General features: G+C 44.4%; 16 protein-coding genes and 3 tRNA genes. 6 read left to right on the top strand and 13 right to left on the bottom strand.

Annotated features, from left to right (window positions below; translation table 11 throughout):
* The first annotated feature begins 20 nt into the window (after positions 1–20).
* The 4 genes from AC1DP6_RS31655 (at position 21) to AC1DP6_RS31640 (ending at position 1,728) form a co-directional block, all read left to right on the top strand.
* Positions 21–96: transfer RNA gene (locus AC1DP6_RS31655), tRNA-Ala, on the top strand.
* A gap of 48 nt (positions 97–144) precedes the next feature.
* Positions 145–219, top strand: a tRNA-Trp gene (locus tag AC1DP6_RS31650).
* Between the two features lie 63 nt (positions 220–282).
* Positions 283–353: transfer RNA gene (locus tag AC1DP6_RS31645), tRNA-Gly, on the top strand.
* A gap of 28 nt (positions 354–381) precedes the next feature.
* A complete protein-coding gene (locus AC1DP6_RS31640) occupies positions 382–1,728 on the top strand; it encodes an SDR family NAD(P)-dependent oxidoreductase (RefSeq protein ID WP_477058449.1) in 1,347 nt (448 codons plus the stop codon).
* Between the two features lie 3 nt (positions 1,729–1,731).
* On the opposite strand, the gene AC1DP6_RS31635 is transcribed toward AC1DP6_RS31640, so the two are convergent.
* On the bottom strand, positions 1,732–2,451 hold the full coding sequence (locus AC1DP6_RS31635; RefSeq protein ID WP_477022745.1) for an SDR family oxidoreductase: 720 nt from the start codon (positions 2,449–2,451) through the stop codon (positions 1,732–1,734).
* 80 nt (positions 2,452–2,531) lie between these two features.
* Positions 2,532–3,464, bottom strand: a complete 933-nt coding sequence (locus tag AC1DP6_RS31630) for a helix-turn-helix domain-containing protein (RefSeq protein WP_477058448.1) — start codon at positions 3,462–3,464, stop codon at positions 2,532–2,534.
* A 39-nt stretch (positions 3,465–3,503) separates the two neighbouring features.
* Between AC1DP6_RS31630 and AC1DP6_RS31625 the strand changes: the two genes are divergently transcribed.
* On the top strand, positions 3,504–3,857 hold the full coding sequence (locus AC1DP6_RS31625; protein ID WP_477058447.1) for an ADP-ribosylation/crystallin J1: 354 nt from the start codon (positions 3,504–3,506) through the stop codon (positions 3,855–3,857).
* 602 nt (positions 3,858–4,459) lie between these two features.
* Here the strand turns inward: AC1DP6_RS31625 and AC1DP6_RS31620 are convergent.
* From AC1DP6_RS31620 to AC1DP6_RS31580, 9 genes are all read right to left on the bottom strand, one after another.
* Positions 4,460–5,176 (bottom strand): hypothetical protein, encoded by a 717-nt coding sequence (locus tag AC1DP6_RS31620; RefSeq protein WP_477025584.1) that lies wholly within the window; start codon positions 5,174–5,176, stop codon positions 4,460–4,462.
* Positions 5,177–5,197: 21 nt separating this feature from the next.
* Positions 5,198–9,589 carry a DUF6443 domain-containing protein gene (locus AC1DP6_RS31615; RefSeq protein WP_477058446.1) on the bottom strand — a complete coding sequence of 1,464 codons (4,392 nt, stop codon included), beginning with the start codon at positions 9,587–9,589 and terminating at the stop codon, positions 5,198–5,200.
* Between the two features lie 68 nt (positions 9,590–9,657).
* On the bottom strand, positions 9,658–13,419 hold the full coding sequence (locus AC1DP6_RS31610; RefSeq protein WP_477058445.1) for an RHS repeat domain-containing protein: 3,762 nt from the start codon (positions 13,417–13,419) through the stop codon (positions 9,658–9,660).
* 371 nt (positions 13,420–13,790) lie between these two features.
* A complete protein-coding gene (locus AC1DP6_RS31605; RefSeq protein WP_441574178.1) occupies positions 13,791–15,122 on the bottom strand; it encodes a DEAD/DEAH box helicase in 1,332 nt (443 codons plus the stop codon).
* A gap of 108 nt (positions 15,123–15,230) precedes the next feature.
* The gene (locus AC1DP6_RS31600) at positions 15,231–16,211 is read right to left on the bottom strand and encodes a DUF6528 family protein (protein ID WP_477058444.1); all 981 of its coding nucleotides are present in this window, start codon (positions 16,209–16,211) and stop codon (positions 15,231–15,233) included.
* A complete protein-coding gene (locus AC1DP6_RS31595) occupies positions 16,211–17,770 on the bottom strand; it encodes a RagB/SusD family nutrient uptake outer membrane protein (RefSeq protein WP_477058443.1) in 1,560 nt (519 codons plus the stop codon). Before AC1DP6_RS31595 ends, AC1DP6_RS31600 begins: the two co-directional genes overlap by 1 nt.
* Positions 17,771–17,792: 22 nt before the next feature.
* Positions 17,793–20,927, bottom strand: a complete 3,135-nt coding sequence (locus tag AC1DP6_RS31590) for a SusC/RagA family TonB-linked outer membrane protein (protein WP_477058442.1) — start codon at positions 20,925–20,927, stop codon at positions 17,793–17,795.
* Positions 20,928–21,007: 80 nt separating this feature from the next.
* The gene (locus AC1DP6_RS31585; RefSeq protein ID WP_477058441.1) at positions 21,008–22,027 is read right to left on the bottom strand and encodes a FecR family protein; all 1,020 of its coding nucleotides are present in this window, start codon (positions 22,025–22,027) and stop codon (positions 21,008–21,010) included.
* An 86-nt stretch (positions 22,028–22,113) separates the two neighbouring features.
* Complete coding sequence (locus AC1DP6_RS31580) at positions 22,114–22,647, bottom strand: RNA polymerase sigma factor (RefSeq protein WP_477058440.1); 534 nt, start codon at positions 22,645–22,647, stop codon at positions 22,114–22,116.
* A 178-nt stretch (positions 22,648–22,825) separates the two neighbouring features.
* On the opposite strand from AC1DP6_RS31580, the gene AC1DP6_RS31575 reads away from it, so the two are divergent.
* Positions 22,826–23,290: a hypothetical protein gene (locus AC1DP6_RS31575; protein WP_477058439.1), complete on the top strand. Its 465-nt coding sequence runs from the start codon at positions 22,826–22,828 to the stop codon at positions 23,288–23,290.
* 42 nt (positions 23,291–23,332) lie between these two features.
* On the opposite strand, the gene AC1DP6_RS31570 is transcribed toward AC1DP6_RS31575, so the two are convergent.
* Positions 23,333–24,988 (bottom strand): serine hydrolase, encoded by a 1,656-nt coding sequence (locus tag AC1DP6_RS31570; RefSeq protein ID WP_477058438.1) that lies wholly within the window; start codon positions 24,986–24,988, stop codon positions 23,333–23,335.
* Between the two features lie 144 nt (positions 24,989–25,132).
* Positions 25,133–26,065: TonB-dependent siderophore receptor (locus tag AC1DP6_RS31565; protein ID WP_477058437.1), on the bottom strand; the 933-nt coding region annotated here is incomplete at its 5' end.

The raw sequence follows: 26,065 nt of genomic DNA, 5'->3' as shown, positions 1-26,065 counted from the left end.
TATATTATCTTCGCAGCGGTAGAAGTGTAGCTCAGATGGAAGAGCACTTGCCCTGCACGCAAGGGGGCACCGGTTCGATCCCGGTCGCTTTTACCAATTTTATTATAACTGCAACGTATATAATTTCATTATCTTCGCCGCGGTAAAAGTGTAGCTCAGATGGAAGAGCACTTGCCCCACAGCTTGAGGTCACTGGTTCGACTCCGGTCACTTTTGCCAATTTATCTTCTTCCCCCATAACGTTTCCGTATATACGCCTGATTTATTACTTTCGCTGCGGCAGCAGTATGGTTTAATTGGAAAAGCACCCGACTGCCAGTAGGGAGTTATCAGTTCGAGTCTGATTACTGCCGCCTTTCTTTCTATTTAACCGATAAGATCATGCAGGAGTTTTCAGCAGCCGACTGGGACAAATTTTACGAGGTATTACAATTTCTCAGCAGACATCCCTTTGATTCTCCTGACACCGAGCGTTTAAAAGGACTGGTTACAAAAATCTACAAAACCGCCCGCAAAGAAATCAGGCAAACAGAAAGCGAACGCCGCTACCAGGCCGATCAGCAGAAGCTGCAGAACACCGTTGTGTTTCAGCAGGGCCTAAAGTCTTCCATAAATCACACCATCACCGACACCATTTATTTGCCCGTACAGCAGGAACTGGAAAATGCATGTATCTGCTATTCATGCCGGCAACCATATACGACCGTACATTATCACTATCACCGGCTTTGTCCCACCTGCGCACAAATTCACCTGGAAAAGAAGGCACAGCGTGTATCCTTAACCGGTAGAACAGCTATTGTTACCGGCGCCCGCATGAAAATCGGGTATGCAACCGCACTGCGCCTACTACGGGATGGCGCCACAGTGATTGCTACTACCCGCTTTGCTGCGGATGCATTGCTGCATTATACCAAAGAACCGGATTATGCCTTATGGAAAGACCGGCTCACCATATACGAACTCGATCTTATCAGTTTACCACAGGTAGAACAATTTATTCAATACCTCTACCAAACATTGCCGGCACTGGATATCATCATCAACAATGCCGCACAAACGATTCATTATCCGCAGGAATATTACCAGCCCTTAGTGGAGAAGGCGGCGCAACTTCCGCTACTGCCGGAGGCAGACCGGGCAAGAATTGTAGCTCCCGCACCAGTACAACCCACACTCATTGGCAACAATGAATTATTTCCTGCCGGACAGCTTGATTTCTTTAATCAGCCACTGGACCTGAGAAGCAGCAACAGTTGGGTCATGAAGCTGGACGAAGTAGATACGGCAGAGGTGTTGTCTGCCAACCTGGTGAATAACATATCCCCCTTTATGCTGAACAGCCGGTTAAAGCCGTTGATGCTGCAATCCTCTTTCCCCGATAAATTCATTATCAACGTTACTTCTTCGGAAGGACAATTCAGTTATGCCCAGAAAACCATTTATCACCCGCATACCAACATGACCAAGGCGGCACTTAATATGATGACACGCACCAGCGCTGTTGACTATGCAACGCAACATATTTATATGAACAGCGTAGATGTGGGATGGGTATCTACCGGTAACCCGATTGAAAAGAAATCGAGACTGGAACAAAGAGGCTTTTTGCCGCCATTGATGCTGGATGATGCCGCAGCAAGAATTTATGATCCTATTCTGCAGGCGATAAATGGTGAACCCAGCTTTGGAAAACTATATAAAGATTATGCAGAAGTAACCTGGTAATTTTTACAACGCTAACCCACCATCACAACGTATTACCGTACCTGTTATATTACCATTCCGCATCAGGAACAGGATCGTATCTGCTACATCTCCAGGCTCTCCTACCCTGCCTACCGGTGTTTGGGAAGCATAGGTTTCAAAGGTATCTGCTTTGGCATCTGCCGGCAGAAAATCCCACCAGCCGGTATTAACGACCCCGGGAGAAACGGCGTTGATACGTAAGGGTTGGATTTCTTTGGCAATAGAAGGGATCATTAATTCCAACGCACCATTAATCGCCGCCAGACCGGATACGCCCGGCGCCTGTGATATCGCTGAAATAGCCGTAATCAGGGTAATACTGCCGCCCTTATTGATATAAGGCAACGCCGCCTGCAGGGTATTCAGTTGTGGCCAGAACTTGCCTTCAAAGCCTTCGCGTAAATCTTTCAAAGACAGGTCTGCAAATTTACCTGCTCCTTTAGCGCCACTCAACGCAATCACCAGGTGATCAATACCTCCCTGCGCACTAAAAAACGCATCCAGCTCTTTCCGGTTATTACTATCCATCGCCGCAGTCTGTATGCCGGGATTCGCTTTGGCTGCATCTGCCAGCTTGGCGGCAGAGCGACCGGTAACAGTTACATTCGCTTTTTCGTTGGCCAGTAATGCAGCGGTAGCCAGCCCTATGCCGGTAGAACCGCCTGCAATAATTACTTTCTTACTTTCAAATGTGGTAGACATATTGTTATCTTTTATGTACACAAAGTTGGGGCATAAAAGCCGATGCGATGTTATCTGTATTATGCATTGTATTAACCCAATTATGCATTTTTACGGTACGACAACGGGGTTTGTCCTGTCTGCTCCCGGAAAAACCGGTTGAAACCCGCAGGGTCACTGAAGTTCAGTTGATAGGAGATTTCTGAAATGGCGATATCTGTATACCGCAATACCGCTTTGGCCTCCTGCACCAGCATATCCGCAATGGCAGCAGATGCCGTATGCCCGGTTACCTCTTTCACCGTACGGTTCAGGTGATTTGGGGTAACGCCCAGCAAAGCCGCGTAATCTGCTACCTTTTTCTTAGCGAGAAAATGCTGGCTGACCAGTTTCTTAAACCGGGGCACCAGGTAGGTATTTCGTGTATCTGTAGCCGTTAGGTGCAACTCCTGCGCTACATAGCTCCTTTTTACTTCCAGCAGCAACAGGTACAGGTACATCCGCACCGCCTTTTCGCATCCGGATTTATGATGCCGTAATTCTTCATTTATCTTACCTACAAAATCCGCTACTGCTGTAATGGCGGCCTTATCCAACTGTATAAAAGGCACACCGGAATAGTCGAAAAATGGAAATTCTACCGRTATTTTACCGGCAGGAATAATGTCTTGCAGGAAATCGGCATTAAATAAAATATAGTAGCCAAAAGTATCTGCACTGATATTATCCTTGCTGAATACCTGCCCCGGAAAGGTAAAACTCAACGTGCCCGCCCTGTGCTGAAACTTTTCCAGTCCCAACTGTACATCCACGCTACCACTTAATGTAATACTGATCCGGTAAAAATCGGATTTGAGCGGCCCCAATGCAGGCCGCAATCCTTCGCTGGAATACACTTCAAATCCCGGAATACGTTTGGCTGCTTCCAGGTTATTATACCCGAAGTCAGAAGTATCGTCTTCCTTACGGTGCAGGTGACGGAAGTCGTTCAACACATACTGCGGGATCTCGGGTTTACTGATTTTTGTGCTCATTTGCCTATATTCGTCTTTAAAATTAGACAAAATATACCAATGAAGTTAACCACCCTTTACCGACCCGTAGGACCAGATGAACTGGTGTTAATAGAACAATCAGGCTGGAAGCGATTTCCTCCCAGAAGACCGGATCAGCCCATTTTCTATCCCGTTATGAATGAGGCATATGCCATACAGATATCTGTGGAATGGAATGTACCGGCGTATGATGCAGGCTTTGTTACGAAGTTTTCGGTAGACAGTGATTTCCTGCAACGTTATGCCGTTGAAAATGTAGGCGGAGAAATACATAATGAATTATGGGTACCTGCAGAAGAACTGGAGGAGTTCAATGATCATATTGTGGGTGTGATTGAGGTAACACAGTCTTATTACAAAGAGAAAATATGATGCAGTAAGCTACTTTCTTGAAACCAAGGAGCCATAAATCTTATTGGATTATCAGTTCTCCTTTTTTTTGTTGCAAACCACATTTATTTCGCTCTCGTTCCGCGCGTAAATCATTAGGATGTAATAGATTTATCAAAATAATACCTCCTCCCAGGCTTACACAATAAAAAAAGTAAAAATGAACAATAAAAAAACAAGGGTATTAGCCTAATTACATGGCGCACTAAAAAACCCATCTTATTTTTGAAGATTAAATAATTCAATGATGCTGTAAACTCCATAGAAGTTGCTTCTGCTGCCTTAACGCTTATAAACATTAAATTATATAGCCCGTAAAAACATATTAAAAAACCTAACCACCAATAAACCCCTCCTCTTCTCTGCAACACAATCACAATCATAATCAATAACAATACTAGGAATCCGATTTTATCAAAGGGTCTATTCCCAATAATCGTTAAATAAAAATTTACGCCTATAATAAATAGAATTAGAGCTAGAATAAGCCATTTAAAAACTTTCATCACTTTAAAATTTGTAATGAACTAATCCCCGCCATCGTCAGTCCAAACGGATAATAATAGCGGCTCCTCGAATAAAGATTATCCTTTTCCTGTAACAAGATTATACAATAGCTCAGGTGATATGACTGACTTAGGGTCATTCGGAGTCATAATCATTAAATATACTGCATTATCCCGTTTCAGGAATAATAGATCCATAGGAATAACAGTTGTAGCACCAAACGCTTTCTCATTCCCAACTACAAAAATATCAACAGCTTCATTTTCACTATATTTTATCGAGAAATTATTGCATAACAAATGATAACTTACTATACTGTCATTTGTCACCACAGTCCGCAATGAATCTCCTGAAAGAGTTAAATAAACTTTGGAAACCGATTTTGTCGGTGCATCATGATACTCAAAGCGGTAAAAAATATTTTCGCTAATTACTGTATATACTTCCATATTAGTACGCTCTACACTTTTTAAAGTAACATCCAATACATTGCTCCATGATGTACCTTTAATCAAATCAATCTTATAGCTAATTAAAGAATAAGATTTACCAAAAGGGATGAGAGTAACTGGATTTCTATTGCTACTTTGATAAGCTATACCTCCTTGCAACCCGCTCACGTACTTATTGTTGACTAAATCATAATCTTTGGGTTTAATTGAATATGTATGCACAGGATTATCTGCAGATGAGTGTTCGACTTTCATTATAAGATTAAATATAGCAAAGCCTAAAAAGCAAATTCCGAGCACAATTGCTATCGCACGGACAACGTCTCTTTTATTTTTCAACATAAAATATCAATCAGTTTTCATTTAAAAAACAAATTTTGGCACAAGAAATATTGCGCCTAAAGTCCCCAAACCTGGACGCAACGTTAAATCTCCACCAGAAACAAAATTATTCTCGTCTGTATGGCTTGCCCCGCCTCCTATTTGCCCTAAGCCAACGCCCACACCAATGCTCAAATGTGCCTCATATCCTAGAACACTGACCCCTGCTGAAAGTGAAAGATCAGTACTCGCGCCCAGCGTAACTGTACTGAATAAGGTCATAGAGGCCCCATCCGGTGCCCCCTTATTGGTAGACAAGTCCGTCGAAAAAATACGTCCATCCTTACCAGAAACCATCCCCCCTGAATGGGCATATGTAAATTTATCCCCAAGTATGCCAGATGACAAAGTTGCCTCCTTGGTTACCACCTTATGTGTGGTTGTATTGCCTATTAAAGGTCTGCCATCATCCCCGGTTTGCTTCACGGTTGTTGAAACATCTTTACCAATCGTTCCACTATTATTAGTGCGGATAGTTGCTTTATTCTCCTCGTTTGCTCCATTCTTAACTATGCTATTCCCTGTCCCTAAAGGTTTCAATAAATTAACAGGCGATTGGCTGGCTTTCGCTGACCAGGGAATGACTGACGAATCACCCAATGGATCGTTCAACAAAATTGGATTATTACTCATAGCCGAGTAAACACTTTGTGCATAATCAGGCTTGGAATCAATTTGCCACCACCGACCCAACTGAGGATCAAGACTTCTCAACGGCGTTGCATACAGTTCCAGACCAGCACCATCCGAGAATTCCTTACTCTGCAATTCTGATCCTTTGTTAAACTTATATTTATTCTCCGCATAATTCGCTCCCTTCAACGCATTGGAACTAATCCCAGCCATGGTCAGCCCAAACGGATAATAATGCGTCTCCTCCAGAAGCGGGCTTGGGATATCCATTACCGTTACATCGTCAAAGAATACATCCTGTGTGCTTTCATTACTGGTATATACATACAGAAAGCCCGTTTTGGTAATCGCCATTTTATCTTGAGCCAGTGTTTGTAACTGATCCGGTTCTCCTTTTACCTGTTTAACACCGCTGTTCTGTTCTACTAATTTAAACTCATCATCGAACAAAACAAAATTAAGGTATGCTTTAGGTTTATCGGTTCTTTGCTTGTCTGGATCTTTGTCCTTAAGGCGTTGGTAGTCATTATTGTAGAAATTACTGTTGAAGGGTGTTTGGGCATCCGCGGAGGTAGCGCCATGATCTGATCCAGACTGAATACCACTGGAAAATGTCTGTAGCAGGTCTGCCAGCATAGCCTCTGCCGGCACTAAAGAAGCATTCTCATTTTGTGGACCGGCGGATTTATAAAAGGCCTTGGCTCCTATTTGGACAGTATCTCCTGCCATTACGCGCAATACCAGGGAAGGGCCGATTTTTTTACTGTCTGACCTGGCATTCAGTTTGGCTACGAATTCATTCTGTCCGGTAGTATTATCTGAGGGATATCCTACCGGTTTGTTTACCCGTGTTTCTGTCACATTACTAAACAACGCTGTTTCCACAGGAGCTTTGGCAGGCTCCATGGAGGCAGTATAAATGCTGAGATTCTTTTGCTCTGTCAGCACCATTCGAACATTCCCCAGGTGATCTTTTATAAAGTAATCATAGGCATAACCAACTGGTTTCCCTGTACTCATCACTGTCCTGATACGTCCTTCTTCATGATTTATAAATTGCAGGGTATCATTGCTGTATACCATTTCATTTATATAATCGGTGGTGGTTACTTTGGGCTGGGAGCCGGTATTGTCTGTAACCGTCTTTCTCAGCTTTCGACCTGTTGCATCGTACAAATAACTCACCTTTCCTTTACCGGTAATAAGAATGCTATCCGGCAGACTTAAATGATTATAGGTGATACTATTAATACTTTTATTCAGGTCCTGAATAAGATTTCCGACGGTATCATAACGATAATCGGCACCCGTTTTATTGCCATCAATAAAATCACCCAGTTTTTCTGAGGCGGTATTGGTGGGATCAGATACCGTTGTTAATTTGTTACTATTAGCCGCATAAGTATAGCTAAGTTGATCAATGACACTGGAGCTGGTGCCAATCATTCCTTTCTGGGTCATGCTACGAATATTTCCATTGGCATCATAAGTAAGATTACTCACAGAAAAATCTATCACATTTCTGTCCCAAACAGTTCCACTGGTATTCTGGTAGAAATCTGCCACTGTCAACCTGTTGGCTTTATCATAACTATAACCGTAGGCACGTGCAATACCGCTGGAAGGAGTTTTCCATTTTGCACCAGCTATATTGCCGTTAAATTGGTCCGCGGTAAATCCATAATCGTAATTCAAATCTTCCCCGAACCAATTGCTGCTGCTGTTTGACGTATTCACATACCCTTTATTGATTCCTTTCAGCCAACCGCGTATATTGTATTCATAACTCAGGGTTTCCATCTCAGCACCCGCGTTAACTCCCAAACGCTTACTGTTAAGCTGCCCCAGCTCATCATAGCTATTCAATGCGATGGTTCTCAGTAAGCTATCCTGGTCGTTGATTCTTTTTTTAACGGAATCCATTCTGCCGGCTGCATCATAATGCAGCATGGTCAACAGGGTAATTTGTGGCGTACCGGCACTACGCGGGTTTTTATGCCGTAGATAGGTACTTAACACTTTTCCATTGAAATCATAGAGCGTATTCGAAACATCTTTTCCTCCACCAAGATTATCAGATAACGTTTGTATAACCCTGCCTTTGTCATTATAGTAAGTAGAGGTGGTTAACCATTGATTGACTCCCATCACATACACCTTTCCTCCGGTAACCCTGCCTTTGGTCATGTTGCTTTCCACGGCAGGTAGTGGTTCAGGATAAGGATTACTACCGGCCTGCACTTTAGCAATATCACTATTATCATAGTTTAATTTGCCCCAATAGCTATAATTATCATAAAAGGTATAGCTAAGTGGCGTTAAAGCGGCAGGGGGAATATTAGGTAAGGGATTGGTAGCAGCCACGGTAATGACTCCTCCTTTCAGACTGGTGTTAATCTGCAGGACTGTTTCGGCCCCTGTGCCTGTATCAAATCCATCCTGTAAAACAATGCTGTTGGTAGCCTCGTAAAGAGGCTTTCCATCATAGGCGTTCAATGCCAGATCTGCTACGCCTGGCAAAGTATAGGGGATAGATTGTGTTGCGGCAGCGGCTGTGTTCATGGTTGTTTGTAAGCTGCTACGGGTACTGCCTGGCGCCTTATATAATGCTGTCATCACAGGCCGGTTGGCATCGTCATAGAAGGTGGTCATCCAATTATTCTGCCATCTCATGTTACCATCTCTGGAGAATACCAGCCGGTCTCTCCGATCATATACCATTTCTGTAGAATCTGCTCCCGGCACTTTTTTTATCGTCATTCGTCCACGACCATCATAACGGTAAATAAAGCAAAGTTCTGCAGCAATAGCGTTGCTGATTATCCAATTGCTCCATATGGCTTCTACCGCCCTGGGGGGAATGACAAAACGGAGATTCCCCATATCATCATATGTATAATAGGTGCACAACCATCCTGCATGGGCAGCGCCAGGCGTAGTCACCAACTGTACTTTCTTTAATAGTATCTTACCCTCCCTGTCTTTAAACTCAACTATCTGATTTCCCGCTTCGTCAATCAGGATATTTTTATACAATGTTCCTGGCCGGTATATGCTGTCGCTGGTGGGAATAAGGCCAGTGGCTGACAGATCCCACAGTCTTACGGAATCTGCTGCGGTATTAACCATATACTGGTTTTCAACCGGATGATTCCCTCCTCTTTCTACGGTAGACAAATCATTTTTTGCCCAACTGTTACCAGGCGCATATGTTTTCATCACACGATTTAAGGGGGATGCTTCATAATCAATACGACTATAATAAACAGATTCACCGTCGACACCGGGCATCAAAGTCTTATTTTGATAAAACTGCTGTTGACGAACAAAGGGATTGTTTTTAAACCTTCCATCGCTGCTACTGTCGCTTTGTGGTATGTAAGGCAGGTACTTAAACTGTTCTCTGCCCAACGAATCGTATACGACAGGACTCACCAGATCTTTACCACTGATACTAACTCCTTTACTAACAGTTTGTATCAGGCGTCCCAGACCGTCAAAAAACTGAGTCGTTTGCTTCACCTTCTTAATATCATTTGCCTGTTCTACTGCATCCGGGTCGGCGGTTGGCATACTGGGTTCCCAAACACGCACATAGTTAAGAACCATATTAGTATAGGCTGCCGGTGCAGTTACCGGCACACCTGTGACACGGGGAGTAGTACTGGGTTGCTGCGCCAACAACCTGGCAGGCAGCAGCAAGATAATTATAAATAAAGCGGATATCTTATTTCCTGACATACCAAATACTTTATAATGTTTTCTATAACGAATTAGCCTTAAATACGATGAATGATAATATCATGCATTTAGTCTTCTATTACCCTGCATTCATCGGAACTGAAGGTTTCTACCGTTTCATTAGGGCCATAGCTATACTTTATAGTAAATGTGCATTTCCATTTTCTTGGAACATCCTGGATAATAGTACCACTGACGGTGACGGTACCATGTTCGCAGACATTCTTTATTGCTCTGTAGCCTAATCCCACACATCCCTGTATTACAGGACAGGTACTACCCCCGGGTTTGGTCACCCACTGGGTAGTGTTGTAGGTAACACTTAAAGGATTCATGTCTTTTTGCTGTACGGATTGATTGCCCGTATTGCTTCCCCAGGCGTCCAGTAAACAACTGTAGTTACCTGTGGGCTGCCAGTTGGGCGTAATGTTACAGGCAGCAGTTTGACCATTACTGAGCCATTTAGTGGTATTATAGGTGGGACTGTAAGGATTCAGGTCTTTTTGTTCTGCCAGTTCCTCTCCTGTATAATGATCAAATCCATCCGTCGCGCAGCGTTTAACGCCTGTAGCACGCCAATCAGCCACCACCGGGCAATCAGGACTGGCTTTCTTTGTCCATCGAAGAGAGTCATAAGTATAGCTATATGGATTAATATCCTGCTCTTCCTGCTGCTGTTCACCGGTTAAATATCCGCCCGTTCCTGTTATACAGTTTTTTCTGCCGGTAGTTTTCCAGTTGGGAGTCAATGTGGCCTGGTATTGATAATCATATTCTTTCAGGATTTTCCCATCGTGATCCTTTATCCGCTTTAATCGTTGATAGTTATCATACTCATAATAGGTGGTTTTACCAGCAGGATCTGTTTCACTGGTTACGCCGGTGATCGGAGCGTACGTGTAAGTGAATACCATGGCCGGCGCAGGTATATTCTTACGTATATTATTCAGTTTATCTCTCAGTACCAGATCTCCCGGAGGGTTTTGCAGCGTATCACTATTCACCATCCCGCTTATAGTGGTATAATCGCTTCCGCTTACTTTTGCAACAGGATATAGTCCATTGTATCCCCATAAAAAAGAAATGTTCTGGTCTCCTGATTTGTGCATCTGTAGCAGATTGCCGCTGGTATCATATTTATCAAAGTATATGATCGTGTCAAACCGGTTATCGTATACCAGTTTCTCTGTTTTTTTGGTCACTCCGTTTATTACTTCTGTATAGGTATTGATGCTTGTTGGCGTATAATCCGTAATCGGATTGCTGATATTCAACGACAATATTTTTGCCGGAAGAATATCCCCTGATACGGCATCTTTTGCAAACAACTGTAACCGGGCCGCCGTTACTTTATTGCTTCCGCTATAATTAACAGCACTACTCGTTTCTATAGGAGTTGATATCATATTCCGATTCAACATCTCTGTATAAACGGTGGGATTATCTGATTGAAGAGGGGCATAATCAGGTGGATAATTATAGACATTTGTCCGGCTATGACCTTTACTATCAACCAGCGTAGACGATTTCAGCAACCGGTACAGGTTATCGTATGTATAGCTGTTGACTGTACTTACCTGGTTGGCGCCATTCTGGTCGTAGGTAATATCAGTTTCCTTTGTCAGGTATCTTGGGAACGTGTAAATCAGGTAAGCGGTGGCTCTGAAATCGCGTGCAAATCCGTAATTCCGGAGAGACAGATTTATAATACGTACATTATTATTATACCGGGCGGCTGACTCATCATATTCATACTTAGTATCTTTTATCAATGTTTTGTTCGCTTTAAAATACCGCTTTCTTAGCACCTTCCCTCTATCTAGTGACATGCTGGTATTGGGATCCAGGTTCCATACATCCGATATTGGATAAATGCCACCTAACATAGCTTGATCCAGATATTGGGCCTGATCATGATTAGCGTAGTTATTGATAACATAACTCCCATCTGCCGATTTCTCCACTACTTCACTATAAGTAATGTGGTTACCATTGGTGTTACTTAATGGCTGTATGGCATAATCATACCAGTACCAATAGCTGATGGTTTTACCATTGACTATTTTACTTCCTTCATCCAGGTACACCGGGTTGCCTGCCAAAATACCACTGGATACGTTTCCTCCCAGGTTATAATCCTTTACGTAGAAGTATTCTTTTACAACCGGTACACTACCAGGAAATGCGGTATCTGTTATTTTTCGAATTCTCAATCCCCCGCATGGCAGGTTGCCGTTCACACTATCAACAGTAAAGGGGTAACGCTTTGCAACGAGATGATAGGCATGAGGTTCGTACTCAAACTTCGTATAGCCTCCTGTGGGATATCTGATACCTGTTAATACACCTGCCTTCATCAGTGTAGCATTCGGTGCTCTGCTGGCAATATAATCTGGTATATCTGCTTTCGTATAGGTATACGTATTGGGCTTACTATTGAAGAAATTCACGCCGTTATAATATCCCCAGTGATCATTTTTTTGCGCATTATAGGGTGGCAGCGATGTGGTGTCATAATCAAACTGATAGGATTCCACTGCATCGTAATGGGTATTGGTCTTATCAACGCCTTTTAACATCAGGCGGGAATTTGCATCGTTGGAAAACCGGAGGATCGCTGATTTCAGCAACGTATTACCAGTAGAATAAAATTCTATGATCTCCAATTGCTTCCATTTAAATAGGGTATTTACATTGACACGGGTATTTTTAAAATCCTCATATCCTTTTAAAAGATCCAGTGTTGCCTGTTCAAAATTGTATGGTAATTCTATACTGTGGTCCATTTCAAAAGCAACTCTCTGTGAAGGCGCCGTTATTTCATTGAGATAACAAGGGTTGATGACACTAATGCTTTTGGCGGATGGATTAGTAGAGCTTTTCACATTGGCGCCGTTTTCGTTATACGAAAAGATGACCGAAGAAGAAGATTGTGAAGCAATAATATCTTCCCGCTTATATTTGAAATTTATTTTCCGCCCGACTTTAGTAATGATCTGTGTCAGGTACCAGGTGGTGGCAACAACATTATTGTGATAAAGCCCGTCGCCAGAGGGGTTCACGTTCCTGGTAAACTCGATGGCATCCTTATCTCCTCCAAAAATATACTGAGTACCATCAGGTGTGGTAAGGGTAAATTTATAGAAAATACGTTTTATGGAAAGGTCACTGGAAATGGTTGTTTCTAATGCCTTTAAAATAAAGTCAGTGCCCAGTACTTCTTCTACTTTCATGTACACCGGGCTCTCCGATTTTACCTGCCATTTTCCTTTATGATCATAGTAAAAAGAACCAGAGTAGTTCCCAAAATTGAACATAAACTCATCCGGAGCCGGATCGCCTAAAATTGTGGGGTTATAAGGCCCGTATAGGTTCAGATTATTGGATGTATACCAATTACTGATATCTAGTTGATTGAAGTTATTGTAATAATTGAATTTTGTTTCCGGAGGATTGGGATCCAGGCTTTCATCCACCCTTCCATTTACTCTACGGGTAATGGCGCCACCAGCATTTAGATTCCATCCCAGGCCCACCCAGCCAGGATGTTGCTCCGGATTAATGCCCCCACCATGATAACTTAGGCTGATATCCACATTTACCTCGTCAAGTGTAACATTGCCAAGTGGAATGGAGATTTGAGGCAATCCATTGAAAAGAGAAACAGGTACTTGTCCAAATGTACCAAGAGAGGCTGCATTTGGCGACGGAGGGGTCACCGGAGGCAGAATGGCCGAAATTTCGGGGGGCGTAGATTGCGCAAGTCCACTTTCAACATATAAAGCCATTGCCATTATACCTACTACTGCACGGAGTAAACTTTTTATCATACTGTATCTGGTCTTAATGTCTTAAGGAATTAACAGGCCCTTGGGGTGGCCTATCACAATTGCTGGTACAGGGACACGTTGCTTTAAGCATTTAAAACAACAGTCACTAGAAAATTATAGCCAATGTCGATCAGGACTATCATCCACTATGAACCTCAAACAACAAGACATCTGCAGCACCGGGATAAGGATCATTGTTTTCATAAAGGCTAACGGAATAAATAATATAACAAATCAATAGTTAACAAAAAAGGGCATTCTTACGATATCCAATGTCGTAAAAAAGAAAACAAATTATCCAATTCTTTTTGCCGGAAATTAAAAAAGCAGCGACCAATCGATCGCTGCTTTCCAATTATATAAACAGATAGTTATCTAGCGATATCAATCTTCACTTTCTTATTCTTAATCCTTTCATTCTTGATTTGCTCCAGTGCATGTCCTACTTTGGATTTCACCACTGCTACAAAGGAGAAGAAATCTTTCACTTCAATTAAGCCGATATCTTCCTGTTTCAGGTGCGCTCTCTTGGAGAGGAATCCTACTATATCTACTTTATTCACTTTATCTTTTTTACCGGCGCCGATGAAAATGGTAGTCCATTTTGGTTTATCCGGTAAAGTGGAAGTGGCTGGCAATTCAATCTTTTCCACGATTTCGTCTGCGAGGTAAGGCATCAGTTTCTCATCCGGAGAAAGAATCACGATGGCAGTACCACTGGCTTCCATTCTGGCGGTACGGCCATTACGGTGTGTCCAGCTATCTTCTGTATGTGGCAGGTGGAAGTGTACGATATAACGGATATTCGGAATATCAAGACCGCGTGCAGCAAGATCAGTCGTTACCAGTACGTTTACAGAGCCATTGCGGAATTTGCAGAGGGCCGCATCGCGTTCCTGCTGTTCCATGGCGCCATGGTAGAAGGTGTTGATAATACTTTTTTCAGACAGCATTTTGCTGGTACGTTCTACTGCTTCGCGGTGATTGCAGAATACAATGGTAGAGCGGTTGCCCAGGGAGCAGATGAGGCGAAACAGGGTTTCTACCTTATCATTTTCCGGCGACAGTACTTCTTTAATGGTCAGTCTGGCTGCCGGCGTGCCTTCTTCGGGGAGATAATCCAGCTTCTGTGGCTCGTTGAGGGCCAGGAATTCCGGTATTTCCACTGATTCGGTAGCGGAGGTCAGGATACGTTTTTTAACATTGGGAAGGGATTCAATAATGAATGACACTTCCTCCTGGAAACCGAGTTCCAGTGTTTTATCGAATTCGTCCAGTATCAGCGTTTCAACAGCGGCTACGGTGATATTTTCCCTGCGGATATGATCACCCAGGCGGCCTGGTGTTCCAACAATCACCGCTGGCGGCTGTATGAGGTTATTTTCTTCTGTTTCCCTCAGGTGCCCGCCATAACAGGCAGTGATTTTATAACCGGTTCCCATGAGTTTGAACACCTTCTCTATCTGAAGGGCCAGTTCGCGGGAAGGTACTACTATAAGCGCCTGCGTATTTTTATTGGCAGGGTCCAGTTGTTCCAGTATAGGCAGCAGAAATGCCAGCGTTTTACCGGAACCGGTAGCTGACAACAGAATTACATCAGCGTGTTGCTTGTTCGCGTCCACCGATGCCTGCTGCATTTCATTGAGTGAATCGATCTTGAGATTGGTAAGGATATTACCTAATGAGTATTTTTCTTTTTGCATTTGGGGGCAAAAGTACGAAAATTAAATTTGGCCGGCGGCAGGCGGCCTGCCTTTTACGGATTTTGTCTTACCCGATGGGGGTTCGGGTAAGACAAATCTCCGCCTGCTTTACCGGCACAGGTGCATCTGATCATTGGCCGGATAGCTGAAGGTATTGGGTATTACCCATCTTGCTTTATAAATTTTCCACCCTTTTCGGGAGAAGATACTGTTCCCTTTCGCATCCAATACTTCGTCCGTCCACCACGATTCTTTGGGTCTTACCAGGAGTGCCGGAAAACCGCTCCCGGCGGAAGAAACACTCTTAATATTGGCTTGCAGCACATTAGCCTGCGTCAGTTGTTTACTGATCACATTAAACGTATATACGTTGGTGGTATTGGTCAGCCATAAGTTATTTTCACCATATACCGGGAACAGGTCATGTGCTTCCGTACCGGGGATGTTAATGATGGTATCTGGTATCAGATCGGGGGCAGCACAATTGAAATTATACCTGAACGACCGGATGGTAGCCATGGCAGCAGACCAAAGTCGTTGCTGCCCGGCATCCCAAACTACGTTATGCCCGAAGTCAATGGGCACTTTTTTCGTATATACGCCATCAGGGAAGTGAAGCGTATCTGTTTTAAACAGCATCAGGTAATTTCCTGTACTGGAAGCGCTGACAATATTGCCATCGGGCAATAGTTCAGCGGAGTGGGTGTTTCCACCGGCATAGGCATAGAACACCGTTTTTTTATCTGCTATCCTGATCAGGGCCACGCCTCCACCGGAGGCGTTAGTCAGGATATATTGATTATTGTATACGGCTTTTGCGTCGCTGGGGTTGCTAAACCACTTTACATGTTCCGGTTTTACATTGGAGTTTTCAGGTTTCCATTCCCAGATCACCGCCCCGGAGTTGATATCTGCTATCACAATCCGGTTCTGCGATTGCTCTGCCACGACCATACATTTGCTGCAGGCGGCCACCGTAGCGGGCGTATCTGTTTTCACCACTGGTGACGGCGCTACATTGCTTTTGCCGGAACAGGCGATAGCCAGGAGGCTCACACCCGAGAATATATACCATAGTTTTTTCATCATCAGTAATTATCGTTTTGCGCAAGATTGGGGTTCAGGTCACGCTGTGTTTGCGGAATGGGCCACCAATAATCTCTTTGCTTGTTAAAGGTTCTTTTTACGATCTGTTGATTTTCAGAATTAAAAATGGCCGCATTCATTACTGTTTCCGCCAGTTTCCAACGGCGGATATCTGTATAATAGCTGCCTTCAAAAGCAAATTCAATACGTCTTTCATGCCGGATCAGTTGCCGCATGCTGGCTTGTGTTTGCGTAGCGGGTATTTCATATGGCACCAGTCCCCCGCGCTGACGCACCCGGTTTATGGCTTCATACACATTGGCATCCGGACCAGACACTTCATTCTGTGCTTCTGCGTACATCAACAATACATCCGCAAAACGAATATACATATAGTTTGTTTCTGATCTTAGCGCCTGGTTAATCAGGTTAGTAGTGGCTTCTTTATCATAAATGCTGTATTTCTTCACACCATAGCCGGTGATCTTAAAAGGCGCCGTGGGAGTAGTTACCGATCCAATATAGGTATCTCCCGGAAATACCATGCTCTTATAGAAGCGCGGGTCGCGGTTTTCATAAGGCTTTGCCGGGTTGTACAACGGAGACACTTCTTTGGATGCACCATCTTTCATATCATAGGCATCTACAATATCGCGCAAAGGTGCGTTGGTATTGTATTGGCGATCGATCAGATCGAAAGAGTTACCCAGTTCCGGAATTTTTGCACCTATATCGAAAATACATTCCTGGCTATTTTCGTTGGCAGGCAAAAACAGGCTTCTGTAATCGGCAAATAGCCCATAGCCGGTCCCAGCCAGGTCCATCACTGCTTTGGCAGCATCGGCGGCCAGCTTCCAGCTGGCGATGTTACCTGAAGGGTTATTCAGCGGACTGGCATCAAACAGCAATACCTTTGCTTTCAGCGCCATGGCAGCACCTTTGGTAGCACGGCCAATATCCCCGCCACTGTATTTCACCGGCAGGGCCGCAGCCGCTTCGTCCAGATCTTTCAGCACTTGTTGTACTACGGCGGCGCGGGTATCACGGGGCAGCTTACCTTGTTTAGCAGGATCGGGGGCATCCAGTATGAGCGGTACTCCACCATAATAGGTGGACAACATGCCGTAATAAAGTGCTCTTAAAAATTTCGCTTCTCCCGTCATACGCGCTTTTAAGGCGCTATCCATTGGTACCGCCGGAGATCTGGCCAGGAAATTATTACATCTCCCTATACCCACATTGCAATCACGCCAACGGGCATTGATGATAGTAGCATTAGTAGGTGTTTGCGTACCGAGCGCAATGGAGTTAAATCCCCTGGAATCATCATAGTTATAAGCGTTAGGCGTGGCGGTTTCTTCCCACAACACGGTAGCATCTCCTCCCAATACACCTTCCAGTCTTAATGCAGCATAACAACCCGTTAATGCAGCAGTCACATTTTTTTCAGAAGTCCAGTAGCTATCATCCGTATAACGGTCGTTAGGCATGGTATCCAATGCCTTGTCCGAGCATGCTGCCAGCAGCATTATACCTGTTGCTATCAAAATCAGTTGTTTCATCGGCTATAATTTACAGGTTGGATTAAAAAGTTAGGTTTACGCCGAAGCTGTACGTTTTCAAAGAAGGGTACTCATAAAAAGTATCTCCTTTGATATTTTTCTCCGGATCAAAATTTTTGAATGGCGTAAACGTGAGCAGATTTTCACCGTTGGCAAATACCGCCGCACGCTTTATTTTCAGCCTGCTGAGCCAACCTTGTGGCAGTTCATATTTCAACTGCAGGTTTTTCATGCGCAGATAAGATCCGTTCTTCAACCAGAAAGTAGAGGGTTGAAAATTTTCCGTTGCACCGGTGGCGGTGGTAAGGATGGGCAGCGATGCATTCGGATTTTGCGGTGTCCAGGAGTTGTCTACCCATTCTTTGGTAACGCCGGCGCCGTTGTTAAAGGGCATGGCCAGGTTCACCGTAGGATACAGGTTGATGCCCTGCACGCCCTGGAAAAATGCGTTCAGCGTAATCCCTTTATATCCGAGGTTGATGTTAAAGCTATAATTGTATTTAGGAATAGAGCTACCGGCAATGATACGGTCATAAGCATCTATTTTACCATCGGGTTTGCCATCTGGTCCGCTCAGGTCCGCATACTTCACATAGCCGGGTTTTACCGCATTACTGATTTTGGCGCTGTTGTCCACTTCCTCCTGCGACTGATAAATACCGATGGCCTGGTACAGGTAGTATGCATCAATAGGCGCTCCTGCCTTGGTAATTCTGCGGGTGCCGATAATAGATTCTCCATTCAGGCTAATCACTTTATTCTGCACATAACTAACGTTAGCGGATATACTATAATTGAATGCGCCGATATCATTGCGGTGTGTAACGGTTACTTCATAACCGGTATTATTCACGGTGCCCACATTGGTAACAGGGCCGGCCAGTCCACCACCCTGTTGCGCGATCTGCACCGGGCGCAGGATGTCTTCTGTACGTCTTTTAAAAACATCTGCGCTGACTGCCAGTTTACCATTCCAGGCGCTGGCATCTGCACCCACATTATAGGCGGTGGTGGTTTCCCAGGAAATATTAGGGTCGCTGAATTTGGTCACCGCCGCACCGGGGTTGACGGTATTATTAAAAGAATAATCCTGGCCCAGGTTCACCGTACTCATATAGCCGTATAAATCTGCTGCATCATTTCCCTGGTTGCCCTGGTTACCCAGTTTACCGTAGGAAGCGCGGAGCTTCAATAGATCGATGATACGGGACTGTCCAAAGAAAGCTTCTTTATCAATGCGCCAGCCGGCAGATACAGCGGGATACAGCCCCCAGCGGTTGCCGGGTGCAAAGCGGGAAGATCCATCATAACGTACGGTGGCTTCCAGTAAATATTTATCCGCGAAATTATAATTCACCCTGCCGAAATAAGACGCGAGCACATCGCGGGTCACCCTGCCGTTGGCAGTGGGATTCAGCGAACYGGCATCGAGGTCGGTGAGTGTATTATCGAAATAGCCTTCGATGTGCGCAGTGGTACCGGCATTGTCGAAACGGTTATAACTGGTACCGGCCATCACATTCAGGTGATGCTTGCTGCGGAAATCATGTTGCCAGTTCAGTGTCTGGTAAAAGGAAATATTGAGATTATTGTCGTCATAGCTATTCGAAGAAGGATTGATATTATAATTATTAGGCGCACCTGTTTTAGGATTATAGGTCACCAGGTAAGGCACAAAGCTACGTGCGTAGCCATCCAGTTTATCTACCCCGAAATTAATGTTATAGGTGATATTAAAAGGGAGCTGGTAGTCTGCATACACCTTTGCCAGCATACGTTGTGGCGCATGATAATTACTTCCTTCTTTCAGCAGCATCAGCGGATTTTCAATGGTATTTCTGCCAGGGGTAGTAAAAACACTGCTTCCATATTTTCCATCTTTTGTATAGGGAGAAAAAATAGGCAGTACGCGGGTCAGACGGGTAAAATAATAACCGGTGGCATCACTGCCGCCGAAAGGAGGTTCTGTATAAGTGCGGTAATTACCGATGATGCTGGTACCCACATGTAATCTTTTGGATACGTTGGCAGACACATTTACATCCAGCGTATAGCGATTAGCGTGATTCGCGGCAATGAGTACGCCATCCTGGTCCATATAGCCCAGCGCAATACTATACAGCACATTATCCGAGCCGCCGGAGAAGCGCAGATTATGTTGCTGCAGGTTACCATTTTTCAATACCAGGTCGAACCAGTTAATATTCGGATAGGCGTATGGGTTAGTGGCCATGCCGTTCTTATATTCTTCTATCTGCGCGGGCGTGTAATCTACTGCGGCAGGAGACTTCCCTTCATTGAGGAGGGCCTGGTCTTTCATCTGCATATACTGTATAGGATCCCATACTACATCCGGCAGGGCGGTAGGGTTTTGAATGCCATAGGAGTAGCTGTAGTTCACTTCCATCTTTCCTTTCTTACCACTTTTGGTGGTGATCAACACCACGCCGTTAGCAGCTCTGGAGCCGTAAATAGCAGCAGAGGCATCTTTGAGCACCGTGATGTTATCAATGAAGTCGGGATTAATCTCATTGATATCATATTCCACACCATCTACCAGCACGAGTGGGTTGTTGTTGTTGAGGGTACCTACTCCCCTTACGCGGATGGTCGCGCCATCTTGTCCGGGTTTGCCACCGGCCTGATTTACCCATAGTCCGGATACGCCGTGCAGTGCCTGGCTGGCGGAAGTAACAGGTGTATTTTCTTTGGTGCGCATATCCAGCGTAGAGATGGCGCCGGTAAGATTTACCTGTTTCTGTGTACCATATCCCACTACAACTACCTGGTTCAGGGCAGTAGGAATTTCTTTCATTTTCACTACGAGTGATAACTGCTCGCCTTGTTTGAGCTGGTATCCTGCCAGTGTTTGAGGCTCATAGCCAACATAGGTAAATATAAAACTGTAAGGGCCGCCGGCTTCCAGGTTGTTAAAATGGAAGAGCCCTTTTTCGTCTGTCTGCATTCCTTTCGTAGTGGCGTTACCGTTTAACCTAACGGCCACGGTTACACCGGGGAGTGCTTCGCCTTTTTCATCTTTCACGATACCAGTTACGCTCACGTGTGACTGTGCCTGCAGGGATAAGTAAGGAATAGTCAGGAGCATCCATACCAGGGTCAGATAAAGAAAAATAGTTTGCTTTTTAGCGGTGATCATATACCAGGTTTTAGGCAATACGTTTTTAATTTCATCATTGGCTGATGAAGCATGTTTGTTGAAAAATGTAGAAGAAAAGTTTACTTATAAATATGGAATCCAGTACTGTCTTGCGTTACACTGAGTTTATTCAATAATCCGATAGTATTTAAAATATTGGCCGGTGATTCTGTTTTCAATAGTTGTCCGGAGAAATAATATTTCTTCAACCGGGCGGATGAATAGTTAATATGGATATTATATTGTTTCTCTAATCCTGCCAGCAGTTGTGGCAGTGGCACTTTAGTATATACAAATGCATCACTTGTTTCTTCCACAGTACCCATGATGGGTGCAGGCGCAGGCGTTGGTTCCGTTTTATGGCGTTGTACATCAAAGGTTTTTGCTGCTGCCCTGAAATCTGCTGCCTGACCGGGTTCCAGGTAAACAATATTTGCCATGGACGTATCTGCTGCCGGCTGGATCATGACTTTTCCCGATACCAGTTTGATATGGGTGGCTGTGCGGGCATTGATTTCAAACACCGTACCCAGTACCGTAGTGGTGACTTGTTGCGTATACACGACAAAAGGATGTGCGGCGCTGGCGGTAACAGTAAAACGCGCCATCCCTTCCAGGTGTACCTTCCGTTGGCCGGGCCGCCATTTCAGTTCGCTGTTGCGCCCCAGTTCCACGATAGAGCCGTCTTCCAACAATACATGAACATTGTCCTGATCTTTATTTACTATTACCCTTTCCGGCGGGAGTGCTGTAGACGCTATCTCAGCAGCAGATTCACGGGACGTACGCTTTTCTTTACCGGAAGGCCAGAAAACAAACGTCAGCAAACCGGCTACCACGGCCGCAGCAACCCATCCTATTTTTGTATACATCCTTCTTACCGGCGCTACGGGCATTTCCCGTTTCACCTCCTGCAGCATGGCCTCGCTGAGGGCAGGTGAAAGATGTTCCGTTGTTTCAAATTCCTCGAACTCCTCTTCCGGCATCCATTGTTCCAGCACTTCCGGATGCTGTTCCAGGTAACCGGCTACTGCGGCCGCCTCCGCAGCAGTACAATCATTCGCTAAGAAACGCCGGATCAGGGCGGGAGTTATTTCCATATTCAAAAATATCAGGCAGTTCAGTATATATTACGTTTGAAAAAAGCGTTGTACCCACGCATCACCCTAAAATAATTTTGGGGGTGTTATAACTGGGAGATAATAAGCAGTAGCACCAGCACCTCTTTGATTTGCTTGATAGCGCGGTTGACCTGGTTTTCCACCGTTTTAACGGAAAGGGATAGTTGTTCGGCAATTTCTTTATTCGTGAGACCATTAATCCGGTATTGGAATATTTTTTTCCTTTCTGCCGGCAACGATTCCATGGCACGATGGATCAATTGCATGTTATCACGGTGAATGAGTGCAGTAGACATATCCGGCTCGGCTGATGGCATTTCCGGATCTACCGGTACCATTTTCTGCTGGGCCTTTTGTCTGAGTACATCTATTAATGTAGTCCGGGCAATCCGGAAAAGCTGCCGGGAGAGGGGAATATTTTCATCGAGATGACCAAAGTACCGCCATACCTTAATAAAGGTAAGCTGTACCAGCTCCTGCGTAAAGTCTGCGGAACCGGTGCGTTTAAGAAAATAGTAATACAGTTTTTCATGAAACTCGTAATACATCTTTTCAAAAGCGGCCGTGGATCCTGGTTGTATGTGGTCTGATTTGTTCAAAACAACAATTAGCAATAATTACATTGTTCACAAAGTAACCTACAATAGCTTTTATTCGGAAATTAATTGATTGTTAACTCACGCTTCACTGTGATCACACATAATTACAATCTTTTTTTCGAAATAAAAAGGGACCTCCGGCAAAAGCAGTATGCTGCTTTTTGTTTAATTTCAGTACATGAAAATACCTTATATAGTACTGGCGCTGGGGACTGGTATCCTCGTATCCTGCCATCAGCAGGGGCAACAACAACAAAATAGTGTAGTAACAGATTCATTACCGGCAGAAACCGAAAAAAAGGTAAACTGCTATGAAAAAGTCCTGGGCAGAGATACCATACAGCTCACCCTCTCCTACCAGGACAGTGTAGCTTCCGGTAAACTGGTGTATAATTTCTTCGAGAAAGATAAAAATACCGGCGAATTCAGGGGGATTGTTCATCATGGTATTATCCGTGGTAAATACACTTTCTTCAGCGAAGGCGTGGAAAGCAGCAGACGGGTGATATTTAAAGTCACCAAAGAACAGGCATTTGAAGCAGTACCAGAAAGTATCGATCAGCAAGGCTTTCCGGTATTCCCTATTGACGATAGCCAGTTGAAATTTGATAGTATTCCGCTGGAAGAAGGCGCGTGTAAATAATATTTTCATCAGGCTCCGGATGATCCGGAGCCTGATAAATGCTTACCGGATCTTCTTACAATGAACCGGTCCCTGCGTAATCCGTACCATTTGTACCTTCCCGTCAGGCTGTCTTACAAACTCCAATTGAAAATCAATTCCGGGAGTATTATATTTAAACTTATCCGGAGCCACCGGTAATAATTCCGCATCCGGCAAAGGCGTGGTGGAAGATGCCATCAGTTTATTATCATGAATGGTAATGGTAGTAAAGGTATTCCTCATTGTTGGCAATTGGTATTTGCCTACATATGCCTGCAATGATTCATTGACCACGGCATCATCGCCTGTTACCTTCCACCAGTCAAACGTAGCTTGCTGTAAAGAAATCAGTTCCACTACATTGCCTTCCTTATCTTTTATAAACTCAATGCCGGAAACCGGATTTACGCCCGGGATAATAAATTTATCCGGTCCCACCGGCAACAGTTTAAAACTACCCTCCATCGATGCATGACAGAAAAGTATCCCTTTCTTATTACGGATGTCTATTGTTTGCTTTCCTGCCTGGTAGGTACCGGTGTAGCTGTCAAGCTGTTGGCTGCCTACATTAATGGCGGACGGTACTTCTTCGCCGAGTGCCAATGCAGTGATTTGTGCAAACAGTTTGAAGCGACGGTCACTGAAATCAGTTTTATCTTCCCCCGATTTCACGTTGGTTAAAATAACGATGTACATCTCTTGTGAGGGAAAATATTTTTCCATGCTAATAAACCCGCTGGTTTGTCCTTCATGGTGAATACATTTTTTACCCGCTTCCTGGTCAATAAACCATCCATAACCGTAGGAAGAAAAGGTGCCATTGGTGAGCCGGTATGGCGTATATGCTTTTTCCAGGGTAGCAGCACGGATTAACTTCCCTGCCAGCAGCGCCTCGTTCCATTTGTTGAGGTCCTGCGCAGTAGAAAGCAGATCCCCGCAGCCATAACCCATGGAAAGGGTTTGATAGGCGCAGTGTTCATAAAAACCATTATCCCTGGTATAACCAGTCACCCGCAGCGGTACAACGGTTTTTTCTTCAGCAAAACGGGTAGTCTCCAAACCTGCAGCTTTGATCACCTTTTCCGTGATATACTGGTGATAAGATATCCCGGTTACTTTTTCGATGATATACGCCAGCAGGACATAGTTGGAATTGGAATATCCGTAACGGCTGCCCGGAATAAACTCCAGTGGTGCCTGTTTAAAATAGTTGATGATAAACTCCGGGGTAAAATCCCTTCTTTCAATAAAAGGCTCGTTGCTCTCAATAGAGGCATACTCCGTGAGGCCGGAACTATGCGTTAATAAGTTTTCTATAGTAATAGCAGCGCCTTTAGCCGGGAAGTCTTTTACATATTGCTGTACACTATCCTGCAGGGATATTTTCCCCTGCTCCGCAAGTTGGAGAATGCCTACAGCGGTAAACTGTTTGGTAACAGAACCTATCTGGAACACCATATCGGGTTTCAGTGGTACCTGCAGTTCCAGGTTGGCGCTACCGAAAGCCGCTTCATAAATGACCTTTCCTTTTTTGGCCACCAATACGGCTACACCGGGATCAAGTGGTGGGATAGCGGCAGATAAAACCGGGTCAAGTTGTTGGGAGAGGTTCGTTTGTGCGTGTACGTATATCCATGTAAACAGGCATAATAACAATGATAGCATCCGTTTTCTCATGCGAAATTTTTATACCTGCAAAACTGCGGTGAATGCAGCAACCCGCATAAAAACCTATCACTCAAATCGGGATTTGAGTGATACAAAAAGAACAGCCGGCCCCTTTTGAGAGCCGGCTGCTGCCTTTATGAATAACATGACAACTTAAAACTTATAGGATACCGTTCCGGTGAACTGGGTAGGCGGTATTGGGTTAACGCTATAGTTTTCGTGTACGTAATAGTTGTAGGTGTTGGTAACGTTGGATACTTTCGCCATTACACCAAAGCGTTTGAAGTTGTAGCCGGCACTCAGATCGAGAGTAGAGAAACCAGGTACGGAGATGAGGCGGTTATAAGTCTGTGTTTGACCGATGGTGTTGTTCCATCCTGAAAAACGTTGACCCAGGTAATAATAACCCGCACCCACTTTCAGGCCTTTCAGCTTTGTTTGCTGCAGGGTATAGAATACGCTTGCGTTAGCGGTGTGATTAGGGTTTCCTACCAGGCGCTCTCCTTCTACAGAGCTACCTTTTACACCTGGTGTGTTTTCGATAGTCATGCTATTATAGCTATAACCCGCGATTACATCCAGTCCTGGCAAAGGATGACCTGCGATATCTACTTCAACACCCTGACTCAGTGTTTCGYCGATCAATGCTTTAAAGTTGGTATTATTGTTTGGAGCGCCGTTTTTGTCAAATGGTGCTGTTTGCGTATAGTTACTGTTCCTGATGCGGTAAGCAGTTACATTTACAGACAACAGCCCTTTCAGGAAATCGTTTTTAACACCTGCTTCATATTGTGTGATGAGAGATGGTTGCAGATTCTGACCATATATATCCTGTCCGCTGTTGGGTGTAAAAGACGTAGAGTAACTGGCAAATACAGCAGTTGTGGCAATAGGCTTGTACACTAATCCCAGACGTGGAGAAAATGCCTGATCATATCTTGATTTTCCCACTGTTTTACCACCTTTGAAGTCGTAAGCTACCGGCGATTCTGTTTGCAGGTAAGAGTAACGTATGCCTGCCATGAATTTCAGTTTTTCTGAAATGCTGATCAGGTCCTGTACATATATACCTACTCTGTTCGTAGG

Source organism: Chitinophaga sp. 01L420 (assembly GCF_056399985.1).
The sequence above is the reverse complement of the archived record's forward strand: the minus strand, read 5'-3'. Positions and strand labels throughout refer to the sequence as shown.